10 protein-coding genes and 1 pseudogene are annotated in these 13371 nt (G+C 42.5%); 8 read left to right on the top strand and 3 right to left on the bottom strand.

Going from position 1 to position 13371, the window contains the following annotated elements:
- The first annotated feature begins 191 nt into the window (after window positions 1-191).
- The 3 genes from AC1WMD_RS18010 to AC1WMD_RS18000 are packed head-to-tail and all read left to right on the top strand — an operon-like array spanning window position 192 to window position 2559.
- A complete protein-coding gene (locus AC1WMD_RS18010; protein ID WP_494258146.1) occupies window positions 192-1067 on the top strand; it encodes an ABC transporter ATP-binding protein in 876 nt (291 codons plus the stop codon).
- 14 nt (window positions 1068-1081) lie between these two features.
- A complete protein-coding gene (locus AC1WMD_RS18005; protein WP_494258145.1) occupies window positions 1082-1879 on the top strand; it encodes a DUF2705 family protein in 798 nt (265 codons plus the stop codon).
- Window positions 1879-2559, top strand: a complete 681-nt coding sequence (locus AC1WMD_RS18000; RefSeq protein ID WP_494258144.1) for a TetR/AcrR family transcriptional regulator — start codon at window positions 1879-1881, stop codon at window positions 2557-2559. The genes AC1WMD_RS18005 and AC1WMD_RS18000 overlap by 1 nt, the downstream gene beginning before the upstream one ends.
- A gap of 408 nt (window positions 2560-2967) precedes the next feature.
- On the opposite strand, the gene AC1WMD_RS17995 is transcribed toward AC1WMD_RS18000, so the two are convergent.
- Window positions 2968-3918 carry a cation diffusion facilitator family transporter gene (locus AC1WMD_RS17995; RefSeq protein WP_494258143.1) on the bottom strand — a complete coding sequence of 317 codons (951 nt, stop codon included), beginning with the start codon at window positions 3916-3918 and terminating at the stop codon, window positions 2968-2970.
- 206 nt (window positions 3919-4124) lie between these two features.
- On the opposite strand from AC1WMD_RS17995, the gene glgB reads away from it, so the two are divergent.
- Genes glgB through AC1WMD_RS17970 form a run of 5 tightly spaced genes read left to right on the top strand, consistent with a single transcriptional unit; the run spans window position 4125 to window position 12040 of the window.
- Window positions 4125-6056, top strand: a complete 1932-nt coding sequence (gene glgB, locus AC1WMD_RS17990; protein WP_043905864.1) for a 1,4-alpha-glucan branching enzyme — start codon at window positions 4125-4127, stop codon at window positions 6054-6056.
- The gene (locus AC1WMD_RS17985; RefSeq protein ID WP_494258142.1) at window positions 6007-7152 is read left to right on the top strand and encodes a glucose-1-phosphate adenylyltransferase; all 1146 of its coding nucleotides are present in this window, start codon (window positions 6007-6009) and stop codon (window positions 7150-7152) included. The genes glgB and AC1WMD_RS17985 overlap by 50 nt, the downstream gene beginning before the upstream one ends.
- Before the next feature lie 19 nt (window positions 7153-7171).
- Entirely contained in the window at window positions 7172-8203 is a 1032-nt protein-coding gene (gene glgD, locus AC1WMD_RS17980) for a glucose-1-phosphate adenylyltransferase subunit GlgD (protein WP_494258141.1), read from the top strand.
- Window positions 8200-9636, top strand: a complete 1437-nt coding sequence (glgA, locus tag AC1WMD_RS17975; protein WP_494258140.1) for a glycogen synthase GlgA — start codon at window positions 8200-8202, stop codon at window positions 9634-9636. Before glgD ends, glgA begins: the two co-directional genes overlap by 4 nt.
- Window positions 9637-9640: 4 nt before the next feature.
- Window positions 9641-12040 (top strand): glycogen/starch/alpha-glucan phosphorylase, encoded by a 2400-nt coding sequence (locus AC1WMD_RS17970; RefSeq protein ID WP_494258139.1) that lies wholly within the window; start codon window positions 9641-9643, stop codon window positions 12038-12040.
- A gap of 197 nt (window positions 12041-12237) precedes the next feature.
- Here the strand turns inward: AC1WMD_RS17970 and AC1WMD_RS17965 are convergent.
- Window positions 12238-12423 (bottom strand): annotated as a pseudogene (locus AC1WMD_RS17965) (TIGR00266 family protein); the annotation flags it as partial.
- A 38-nt stretch (window positions 12424-12461) separates the two neighbouring features.
- The coding region (locus AC1WMD_RS17960) for an IS3 family transposase (RefSeq protein WP_494257944.1) at window positions 12462-13371 on the bottom strand (910 nt) is incomplete at its 5' end.

Here is a 13371-nt window from a genome sequence, read left to right as displayed (position 1 = left end):
CATATAGCTTTATCTAAAAAATACATCGCAGGTGTGATCACTTCCATCATTGTAGTGCTGTCCTATTCTTCGTAGAGATTGCTTAATCATGCCGGCCTTTTTTGAAATGTGTTGACTTATGAGTCAATGGATTATATAATCAGATTGACTGATAAGTCAATTAATGCAAAGCCGCCCAAGGAGGGAAAGGTATGAAAGTTGTAGATATCAAGAATTTGACCAAGACTTATAAAAAGAACCGGGGAATTAAAAACCTTACATTTTCCATTGAGGAAGGAGAAATTTTTGGATTTATCGGTCCGAACGGAGCAGGCAAGAGCACAACTATTCGAACACTGTTAAATTTCATTTATCCGACTAGCGGGAGTGCGACTATTTTCGGAAAGGATATCATCAAAGACTCAAAAGAAATAAGACAAAACGTGGGCTATTTGCCGTCTGAAGTCCATTGTTATGATGATATGAAGGTGGTCGACTTATTAAAATACTCCGCTGGCTTTTACAAAAAATTTAATTCGAAGAGAATGACCGAACTGGCGGAAAGGCTTGACTTGGATCTTAATAGAAAAATTGAGGATCTTTCATTTGGTAATCGAAAAAAGGTTGGGATTATCCAGGCACTGTTGCATGAGCCAAAACTTCTTATTTTGGACGAACCGACAGGCGGACTCGATCCGCTGATGCAAAACACCTTTTTTGAACTTCTTGCAGAGGAAAGAGAGAAGGGGACAACGATCTTTTTCTCCTCCCATATTCTTTCTGAAGTGCAAAAGATGTGTGATCGGGTCGCCATTATTAAGGAAGGGGAACTTGTTAAAGTAGAAACGATTGAAAATCTTACGAAGAAAAATTTGAAATATATCACAATTACATTTGAACAATCAGAATCAATAGACTTCCATATAGAAGGAGTAGTGAAGAAAGAAGTAAAGGGAAATGAAATAACGCTGCTTTACAGCGGGGATATAAAGGCGCTTCTAGATAAATTGAATACCCTGCCGGTTCAGGATCTATTAATCGGAGAGCCGACTCTTGAAGAAGTATTTATGCATTACTATGAGAAGTGAGGGAGGGATCGAAAATGATTTTTAAAAGAGAATTGAAACGGAATTTAAAATCATTGATCATTTGGTGTATCGTACTCAGCGGGCTTATTTTATTGACGTTAAGCATTTATCCTCAGTTTGCAGAGCAGCAAAAAGAAATGACAAAGCTCCTTAAGGCCTATCCGGAATCGATTAAAAAAGCGTTTGGAATGAATGAGCTAAACATGGGAGATTTGATGGGGTTTTACGGGGTAGAAATTTACATGATGACTACCCTTTTGGGAAGCATATACTCGGCAATCCTTGCATCCAATATCCTTGCCAAGGAAGAAAATGAAAAAACGATTGAATTTTTACTGTCAAAGCCGATCACAAGAAGTAAAATCGTAACAGAAAAACTTTTGGCCGTTTTGGTAAATATTTTGATCTTTAACGGGGTGTCGACGATAGCAAGCATCATTGGATTTCAATTTGCAAAAGATCCAGATGTTCCGACAGACACGTTTAGTTTGCTAATCGTCGCAACGATATTGCTTCATTTGACTTTTGGTGCTATTGCGTTTATGTTGTCATCGCTCATGAAAAAAACGCGAAACATCCTTTCCATCTCACTGGGGATTGTCCTAGCTGCGTACTTTATGAATGTGATGGCAGGGATATCGGAAGACTTAGAGTTCCTAAAATATTTCAGCCCGTTTAAATATGTGGACGCTGCCTCTATTATCAATGATAACGAGATTGAGCCTCTGTATATTTTTATTATGGCTGCGGTCATTTTGATTAGTATATTCACTTCATATATAATATATAGAAAGAAAGATATTGCAGTCTGATGAAAAAATTAGAGGTGTTAGAATTGTATGCAGCTTTTGAAAAGCAGCCGCAAGAAAAAAAAGACTTGATCATCAAAGTGGCCATCGAGGAATTTGTGAAGAATGGTTATGAAAAAGCCTCTACAGATGTCATTACGAAGCGGGCGGGAATTTCCAAGGGGATCCTTTTTCATTATTTTAAGAGCAAGAAAAACTTATACCTTTATTTAGTGAATTATGTGAAGGACTTTCTGACGGAAATAGCAATGGAAGAAATAAAAAAAATTCAATCTGATGATTTCTTTGAAAGGATCAAAGAAATCGTCCTGTTGGAACAAAAAGTGACAGCGAGGTATCTCCAAGAAACTCAGTTTATTACGGATGCCTTCACCAATCCTCCTGTGGCAGTAAAGGAGGAAATGGAAGAAATCATTAAGAAATACTACGAAAATTACCAGGAAGATTTTCTGCTAGAGCATGTTTATATTAAAGACCTTATCCAAAAAGAAAAACTTAGAGAAGATATTTCCGTGGATACCGTGATCCGCATGACCATGTTGATTGCTGAGCAGCTGTCCAATAAGTATATGGCTCTATACAAAAATAAGCAAATGGATATCATGAATGGTACGGAGTCTTTGATAAGGGAACTGAATGAATATCTTAAGATTATGAAATATGGGATCTATAAACCAGAATAAATTATCGGCACCTTTCTCCCGCGGCGAAAAGCCGCGGGATTTTTGCATATTATTATCCCTAACATTCGAACACATTTAGTCGAAAATAGAGGCGGAGCATGACCGCCATTCGCAATGAAAAGAAAAATCGTCCCATCCACTTGGGGGATGAGGTGATTTACCTGATAATTCCGCTAAATTATGGTGGTAAAAGATTATCTCCATAAAGAGCAGAAAGAACGGCTTCGATCTGCTATACAATTGCATGAACCAGAACATAAGCATTTTCTAACATTATGTTATCGAAATTACTTCAATGAAACGTGATATCATATGTTTTTCTATAAAAATCCCCTCCATAGCAAACAGATTAACGGTCTTCCCTTTTTCTGTCTGCTATAAGGGGATTCGCTCACAATTGGTGGTCTTTTATTCTATATTTTCTCTTTTGTTAAGAAACTCTTTTCCGTAGCTGCCATGGTCATGAATCATGGCGTGTTCCACTTGGATGGTGGTATGCTTAATGCCATATTTTTCGTTTAGCATCTCGTTGATGGCTAAGATGACGCAAAACGGCTGAATGTGTTCGTTGATAAAAACGTGCGCGGTTAACGAATAATGGTCGGTGGAGACGGCCCATAAATGCATGTCGTGCACATCCTCGACGCCTTCGATTTGGTGAATGTCCTTGCGAATTTGGTCAAGATCAAACTGATCGGGAACGGCTTCCATTAAAATGAGGTAAGACTCGCGAATAATCTTCGCCCCGCCTGTAAAAATGATGCCAGCGATAATAATGCTGATGAGCGGATCGAAGAAATAAAAGCCAGTCAAGTAAATGAGCACTGCCGAAATAATCACGCCGATCGAGCTGAGCAAATCGCCGATAAAGTGCCATAAGGCGCTTTTAATATTTAAATTTTCCTCTTCTTTTGTGCTGCGGCTTAGGACGATGGTCAATATGAGATTCACGATGAAACCAATGGAAGAAATCATCAACATTAAGCGAAAGTTAATCGGTTCAGGAGAAATAAAACGTTGAATGCCTTCCCACAGAATTCCAATGGCAATAATGGCTAACGTCAGCCCGTTTAAAAACGATGTAATAATCTCAAAGCGCAAATAGCCAAAGGTAAAGCGTCGGTTGGGCGGACGTGTCGCAAGGTAAAGAGCAACCATGCTAAGCCCGAGCGCCAATACATCGGATGCCATATGGGCCGAGTCGGAAAGCAGTGCCAGCGAGTTCGATAGCAATCCCCCGACAATTTCCACAATCGTAAAAAACAATGTTAATACAAGGGTAATCCAAAGCGCTTTTTTCGATTGGCTTTGTGTTTTGACATGCGGAAGATGATGGTAATCGTATTGAATTGGTGGCATAGTACACCTCTTTTTATAATAATTATTATTTTATATATATTATAATATAAACATTAGTATTGGTGCAAAAAAATTTTTTGTCTGATAAAAATAGTGAATGTTGAATATTGTCAAAAAATATAAATTTCTTTATCAAGGAATTTATCCCCGTTTGTAGAATATAAGTAACATACTGTAAGAACCTTTAGGAAAGGATGCGATACTAATTGATTGCCGTCAGCCCTACTGATTTAGAAATTTACTTGTTTCATGAAGGCAGCTTGTATAAAAGTTATGAACTGTTTGGCGCTCATGTCATTAAACAGGATGGAATGGTTGGAACGCGTTTTTGTGTATGGGCTCCACACGCCCGCGAAGTTCGATTAGTCGGCAGTTTTAACGAATGGAACGGAACTAATTTTCATCTTATCAAAGTCAGCGATCAAGGTGTATGGACGATTTTTATTCCGGAAAATTTAGAAGGGCATTTATATAAATATGAGATCGTTACGAAGGATGGGAATGTTTTGTTAAAATCCGACCCTTATGCATTTTACTCCGAGTTGCGTCCTCATACTGCCTCCATTGTCTACAACATAAAAGGATATCAATGGAAAGACCACTCCTGGCAGCGGAAGAAGCAGCGGAAGCGGATTTATGAAAATCCCTTGTTCATTTATGAGCTCCATTTTGGTTCGTGGAAAAAGAAAGCGGATGGGAGTTTTTATACATATCAAGAGATGGCAGATGAGTTAATTCCGTATGTGTTGGAACACGGATTTACTCATATTGAGTTGCTCCCGCTTGTCGAGCATCCGCTCGACCGCTCTTGGGGATACCAAGGAACAGGATATTACTCCGCAACGAGCCGCTACGGGACACCACACGATTTGATGCACTTTATCGACCGCTGTCATCAAGCGGGGATCGGTGTCATTCTCGATTGGGTTCCAGGTCATTTTTGCAAAGATGCCCATGGGCTATATATGTTTGATGGCGCTCCTACCTATGAATATGCCAACATGCAGGACCGGGAAAATCACGTATGGGGAACGGCAAACTTTGACCTTGGCAGACCGGAAGTCCGCAGCTTTTTGATTTCCAATGCGTTATTTTGGATGGAATATTTCCATATAGACGGATTTCGCGTAGATGCTGTTGCCAATATGTTATATTGGCCAAACAGTGACGTGCTATATAAAAATACGTATGCAGTCGAGTTTTTGCAAAAATTAAATGAAACGGTATTTGCCTATGATCCGAACATATTAATGATTGCCGAAGATTCAACAGACTGGCCGCGTGTGACGGCGCCGACGTATGACGGTGGATTAGGGTTCAACTATAAATGGAACATGGGCTGGATGAACGACATTTTGACGTATATGGAAACTTCGCCGGAACAGCGCAAATATGTGCACAATAAAGTAACATTTTCTCTTTTGTATGCATATTCGGAAAATTTCATTTTGCCTTTTTCTCACGATGAAGTGGTGTACGGCAAGAAGTCGCTCTTAAATAAAATGCCGGGATCCTATGAGGAAAAGTTTGCACAACTGCGGTTATTGTATGGGTATTTGTTGACGCATCCTGGCAAGAAGCTGTTGTTTATGGGCGGGGAATTCGCGCAATTTGACGAATGGAAATATTTAGAGCAGCTTGATTGGATGCTTTTTGATTTTGATATGCACCGCAATATGAATCATTATATGAAGCAATTATTAAAATGCTATAAGCGTTATAGGCCTCTTTATGAACTAGATCATTCTCCGGACGGATTTGAGTGGATTGATGTGCATAATGCCGAGCAGAGCATTTTTTCCTTCATTCGCCGCGGAAAAAAAGAGAACGAATTGCTTGTTATTGTTTGCAATTTCACAAACAAAACGTATCACGATTATAAAGTCGGTGTCCCGCTGTTTACGACATATCGAGAAATCCTTAATAGCGATGCCGTCGAGTTCGGAGGATGGGGAAATGTCAATACAAAACGAATGGCGGCAATTAACGAACCGTTTCATGGAAAACCATACCATATTCAGATGACGATTCCGCCGTTTGGCATTTCTATTTTATGCCCAGTGAAAAAACGAGGGGAGCGAAAGAAGGATGCGGAAGAAAAAATGCATCGCCATGTTATTGGCCGGAGGGCAAGGTAGTCGTTTATGTTCTTTGACGAAAAACATTGCGAAACCGGCCGTTCCGTTTGGTGGGAAATATCGGATTATTGATTTTACCTTGAGCAACTGCACCAATTCAGGCATTGATACGGTCGGAGTGTTAACGCAGTATCAGCCGCTTCTTCTCCACTCTTATATCGGCATCGGCAGCGCCTGGGATTTGGACCGCAAAAATGGCGGTGTTACCGTTCTTCCGCCGTACTCGGTATCATCCGGTGTGAAGTGGTATGAGGGAACGGCAAATGCGATTTATCAAAATATCAATTATATTGAACAATATGACCCTGATTACGTGCTAGTGTTATCAGGCGACCATATTTATAAAATGGATTATCGCAAAATGCTGGATTACCATATTGCGAAACAAGCGGATATAACCATTTCCGTCATCGAAGTACCGTGGTCGGAAGCAAGCCGGTTTGGCATTATGAACACAAACGCACAAATGGAAATTATCGAATTTGAGGAAAAGCCGGCGAATCCAAAAAGCAACCTCGCTTCGATGGGAATTTATATTTTTAATTGGCCGCTTTTAAAGAAATATTTGCAAATTGATAACGCCGATCCGCATTCGAGCCATGATTTCGGTAAAGATGTAATTCCGTTATTGCTTCGTGAGAAAAAGCGGCTCGTTGCGTATCCGTTTAAAGGCTATTGGAAAGATGTCGGCACGGTGAAAAGTTTATGGGAGGCGAACATGGATTTATTAGACGAAGAAAACGAGTTGAATTTATTTGATCATTCATGGCGGATTTATTCTGTCAATCCGAATCAGCCGCCACAATACATTTCCGATGAAGCCGTCGTCATGCATTCGCTTGTGAACGAAGGATGCATGGTGGAAGGGAATGTCGAACACTCCGTATTGTTTCAAGGGGTGCATATCGGGAAGGGAGCGATAGTGAAAGATTGCGTCATTATGCCGGACGCGGTGATTGGCGAAGGGGTATATATCGAAAGGGCGATCGTGCCGCCGAACGTCGAAATTCCGCCATATGCGATTATTCGCTCCGATGATGTTCTTCTTGTCACAAAGGAATGGCTGCAGGAACAGAGCAGAGAAGAGAGAAGATAGTTGGAAAGGATGGGCAGCAATGAGTAATAAATGGATGTTAGGAGTTATTGATGCAACGGCGTATATGGAGCCGCTTCAGCCGTTGGTGCTGCATCGCTCTGTAGCGGCGGTGCCGTTTGCGGGAAGGTACCGATTGATTGATTTTGTATTGTCGAGCATGGTGAACTCCGGAATTGAGAGTGTGGCCATTTTTCCAAAATATCAATACCGCTCGTTAATGGATCATCTAGGTTCGGGAAAAAACTGGGATTTAAACCGCAAACGTGACGGATTATTTTTCTTTCCATCTCCGGATTTGTCCATTTCATCCCATCATGTCGGGGCGTTCGCCCATTTTGAACAACATATCGACTATTTTTTGCGCAGCAGACAAGAATACACGATTATTTGCCATAGTCATACCGTTTGCAATATCGATTATGAAGCGGTGCTTGAGCGGCATGTCGCGAACGGATGCGATATTACCGAAATTCGTTATCAAGGGCGTTCACTGGAGATGTACGTGTTAGAAACGTCATTGCTGCTTGATTTAATTGCTAATTATAAGCAGACGGGATATTGTAGCATTGTTGATGTTGTACGTGATTATCGTCATTCTTTCAAAATTTGCACTTATGAACATAACGGATATGCGGCTGTCATCGACTCGGTGGAGAGCTATTTTCGGCATAGTATGGAATTGCTAAATAGGGATATTTGGCGGCAGTTATTTCTTCCCGAGCGCCCAATTTATACGAAAGTAAAAGATGAGCCACCGACGAAATATACGGAAAAAGCGGTGGTGAAAAATTCGATGATTGCCAACGGCTGCATTATTGAAGGACATGTAGAAAACAGCATTATTTTCCGTTCAGTTAAAATTGGGAAGGGTGCAGTGATCAAAAACAGCATTATTATGCAAAAAAGTCAAATTGGCGAGCAATGCTATCTTGATTCGGTCATTGTGGATAAAGATGCAAAAATTGAAAATGGAGTTTCTTTACGAGGAACAGAGCGGCATCCGTTTGTGATTCGCAAAGGAACGGTACAAGGAGAGCTGATGAATCGGTGAAGGTGTTATTTGTTGTATCGGAATGCGTCCCATTTGCCAAATCGGGGGGGCTGGCAGATGTCGCGGGAGCGCTGCCGAAACAATTGCGCAAATTAGGGATTGATATTCGTGTCATCATGCCTAAATATGAAACCATTCCGCTAGAATTTAAAAACGCGATGAAAAAAATCGCTGAGATGGTCGTCAGAGTCGGGTGGCGCCGGCAGTATTGCGGAATCGAAATGCTGGAGCATCAAGGGGTTGTTTACTATTTTATCGATAATGAATACTACTTTAAGCGTCATCAGTTATACGGCCAGTATGATGATGGGGAGCGGTTTTCCTACTTTTGCCGCGCGGTTTTGGACGCCCTCCCTGTCATTCCGTTCCGTCCCGACATTATTCATTGCCATGACTGGCATACAGGGATGATCCCGTTTTTATTGCGGGAAGAATATCGGCAGGATTCCTTTTATGCGCCAATCCGCACGGTATTTACCATTCATAATTTGCAGTTTCAAGGCATTTTTCCACGCGAAATTTTAGAAGATCTTTTAAATTTAAGCGACCGTTATTTTACAATCGAACACTTAGAATTTTACGGGAATGTCAGCTTTATGAAAGGAGCGCTTGTTTCCGCCGACGTCATTACTACGGTCAGTCCTACATATAAGGAAGAAATTCAGACCGAATATTACGGGGAGAGGCTTGATGGGCTGTTGCGGGCGCGGCAGCGTGATTTCATCGGGATTTTAAATGGCATTGATGAGGAAATATATAACCCGAAAACCGACCCTTTTATTGCAATGAAATATGACGCACAGACCATTGCGAAAAAACGATGTAACAAACATGCGCTGCAGCAATATTTTGGCCTACCTGCGCAGGAGGACGTCCCGGTCATTGCCATGGTTACTAGGCTGACAGCGCAAAAAGGGCTTGATTTAGTAAAATGCGTTTTTCATGAAATAATGGCCGAGAACGTTCAATTCATTTTACTTGGGACAGGAGATTGGCATTTTGAACAGTTTTTCTCCCAGATGGCAGCAGCGTATCCCGATAAAGTAAAAGTATATATTGGGTTTAACGAACCATTGGCTCATCAAATTTACGCGGGGGCGGATCTGTTTTTAATGCCTTCCCTGTTCGAACCGTGCGGCCTGAGCCAGATGATAGCGCTCCGCTACGGCACGATCCCGATCGTACGGGAAACAGGAGGATTAAACGATACGGTGCAATCGTACAATGAGGTGACGGGAGAAGGAAACGGATTTAGTTTTACCAACTTTAACGCCCACGATATGTTATATACGATTCGCCGAGCACTTTCTTTTTATAACGATAAGCCGATATGGGAAAAACTGATGAAGGAGGCGATGAGCCGCGATTATAGCTGGGCTCAATCGGCGGCTAAGTACAACGAAGTATATGAGGATTTAGTAAACAGGAGGTAGCGCCATGTTCTCGAATAAAGACGAGTTTAAAAAAGCGTTTTTAAAACGGCTGGAGACGTTGTGTGGCAAACGGTTTGAAGAGTCGACATTGCGCGATCAATACAACACGCTAGGGAACATGGTCCGCGAATATATCAGCCAAAACTGGATTCAGACGAACGAGCGAAATCGCGCGCGCCAGCAGAAACAAGTTTATTATTTGTCGATTGAATTTTTATTAGGACGGCTTCTCGGCAGCAATTTGCTGAACCTTGGCGTTCGCGATGTCGTCGAAGAAGGATTGCGCGATTTAGGTATTCGTCTTGAGGATATCGAAGAAAGCGAGGCGGACGCGGGTTTAGGCAATGGCGGTCTCGGCCGCCTTGCCGCCTGTTTTTTAGATTCGCTTGCTTCGCTCGATTTGCCCGGACATGGCTGTGGGATTCGGTATAAACATGGGTTGTTTGACCAAAAAATTGTCGATGGATATCAAGTGGAACTCCCGGAGCAATGGCTGCGTCATGGCAACGTATGGGAAATTCGCAAAGAGGAATTAGCAGTAGAAGTGAACTTTTGGGGGAAAGTGGAAATATCGCAGCAAAACGGCAGGCTCACGTTCCGCCATGTCGACAGCGAAAAGGTCATGGCCGTTCCTTATGACATGCCGGTCATCGGCTATCATACGAAAACGGTCAATACATTGCGGCTTTGGAGCGCAGAGCCGGCAAAAACATTTCCCGTCCATAAGGATGTAATGCAATATAAACGGGAAACGGAGGCGATTTCCGAGTTTTTGTATCCCGATGACACCCATGATGAAGGGAAGATTTTGCGGCTAAAACAACAATATTTTCTCGTCGCCGCCAGCATTGGCAGCATCGTTCGCGCCCATCGCCGCCAGCATGGGCATCTGTATGAACTTCATAAATATGTCGCCATTCATGTCAACGATACGCATCCGGTTTTGGCGATTCCGGAATTGATGAGGATTTTGCTGGATGAGGAAGGAATGAGCTGGGAAGACGCTTGGCATATTACAACGAACACGATTTCGTATACAAACCATACAACGCTATCCGAGGCGCTGGAGAAATGGCCGATTCGCATTTTTCAGCCGCTGTTGCCGCGCATTTACATGATTGTCGAGGAGATTAACGAACGGTTTTGCCGCGAGCTTTGGAATCATTATCCGGGTGACTGGAAACGAATTGAAGAAATGGCGATTGTCGCCCATGGGCTTGTTAAAATGGCGCACCTGGCGATTGTCGGTAGCCATAGCGTCAACGGCGTTGCCAAACTGCATACCGAGATTTTAAAGAAACGGGAAATGAGGCTGTTTTACGAATTCGAGCCGCAAAAATTTAATAACAAGACAAACGGAGTGACCCACCGCCGCTGGCTGTTAAAGGCAAATCCTGAGCTTTCTGCATTGATTACCGATGCCATTGGAGACCGATGGATGAAAGATCCGCAGGCGCTGATCGGGTTGAAACCGTACGCTTCCGATCCCGCGTTTCAGCAGGCGATTGAAAAAGTTAAACGGCAACGCAAAACAAAATTAGCGAAGCGCATTTATGAAAAGACGGGGATCGTCGTGAATGAATCATCGATTTTTGATGTGCAAGTGAAGCGTCTTCATGCTTATAAACGGCAGTTATTAAATGTCCTCCACATCATGTATTTGTATAACCGGCTGAAAGAAGATGAGAGCTTTTCCATTTACCCGCGCACTTTTATTTTCGGCGCCAAAGCTTCGCCAGGATATTATTACGCGAAGCGCATTATTAAGCTGATTCATTCCGTCGCCGAAAAAGTCAATAAGGACAAACAGACAAACGAACAGCTGAAAGTTATTTTTTTGGAAAACTATCGCGTTTCGCTAGCAGAAGAAATTTTTCCTGCCGCGGATGTAAGCGAGCAAATTTCCACCGCCAGCAAAGAAGCGTCCGGCACTGGCAATATGAAGTTTATGATGAATGGAGCGATTACGCTTGGTACGCTAGACGGCGCCAACGTCGAGATTTTGGAAGCGGTTGGCGCAGAAAATATGTTTCTGTTCGGGCTTACGGCCGATGAAGTGCTAAGCTACTATGAACATGGGGGGTATCGCTCCCATGAATATTACCACCATGACAAGCGGATTAAACAAGTCGTCGATCAGCTCATCAACGGGTTTTTCCCAGATGCCCACGACCATTTCGAGCCGATTTACGATTCGCTTTTAGCACAGAACGATGAATATTTTGTTTTGCGCGATTTCGCCGCTTATGTCGAGGCACAGGAAAAAGTAGAACAAGTGTATCAGCAGCGGGAACGGTGGTTGAAAATGAGCGTGACCAATATCGCTCATTCCGGTTATTTTGCAAGCGACCGGACAATTCGGGAGTATGCGAATGAAATATGGGACATTCATCCGGTTAAATAAAAAAGGCGGTTTAGAAGGCGTCCGAGTATTTAAAAAAAAGCCATCCTTATTTTTTCTTACGTTTTTTACCTAATAGAGCCGTTGCGATTGCGCTAAAGAAGTAGCCTAAAGCTTCTATCATTATAACAAACACCTCCTATTTTTTTACAAGATACCTTTATTTAGCATATATAAAGAGAGAGGTTTTGTCCTCTCTCTTAATCATCACCATCCAACCAGTCGCCGATGCTTCCGAGGATGCTGCCTTCTCCAACAGAACGGCTCCCCGTGCTTGGCGCGGCGGCGATAATTCGGTCAGCAAGCCGGCTGAACGGAAGCGACTGCACCCAGACGGTTCCCGGCCCGGTTAATGTTGCAAAAAACAAGCCTTCGCCGCCAATGAAGTGACCCCTGTCAAGTAGACAGGAATAAAAAAGCACATTTAAGCAGCCTGAGTCCTATATTCATAAGGACTCAGGTTATTTAATTTCTTTTGGAAACGTTGATGGTTATAAAAACGAATATATTTGTGTACAGCATCCTTCACCTCTTCGGCCGTGCGGAAAGAGTACAAATTAAAACACTCTGCCTTGAAATGGCTGAAGAAGTTTTCCATGCAGGCATTGTCCAAACAGTTTCCTTTCCTGGACATACTGGCCTTTATATTGTATCTTTTTAGTAGGTTGTTGTATTGACGGGATGTATACTGGAACCCCTGATCACTATGTAGGAGGAGTCCATTTACATTCCGTTTTTTTATGGCCTTTTTTAGCGTGTCGATGACCAGTTTGATGTCATTTCTTTGACTGATATGGTAGGCCACGATTTCGTTATTGTATAGGTCCTTAATGGCAGACAAATAGAGCTTTTGCCCATTAAAAATTAAATAGGTAATATCTGTCACCCACTTCTCGTTTGGCTTGGACGCATGGAAATCTCGGTTTAGATGGTTGTCTGAAATCACATAAGGCTCTTTCTTTCCGTAATAAGGCCGTTTCTTCCGAATCACCGCCCGGATTCCCATCTCCCTCATCAGCCTTTGTACTCGTTTATGGTTGATATCCAGTTTGTATTTCCGTTTCAGCCAAACGTTGACTCTCCGATACCCATAGATTCCTTTCAGTTCTTCATGGCACTCCTTGATTTTTTTCTTTAACTGCGCATCTTCCAATTGCTTCTGAGAAGGGCGTTCCTGTCGTTTTACCCACTTGTAATATCCACTTCGAGACACGCCTGCTATCTCACATAATGGTTGAATCGAACCATAACACCCAGCCATTTCTTGAATAATCGCGAACTTCTTGTGAGCTGGTACTGCTTCCATTCCCCCTTTCACATCTTTAAGAGCTTTT

It is taken from the genome of Parageobacillus sp. NEAU-HV-2, from assembly GCF_059115485.1.
The sequence above is the reverse complement of the archived record's forward strand: the minus strand, read 5'-3'. Positions and strand labels throughout refer to the sequence as shown.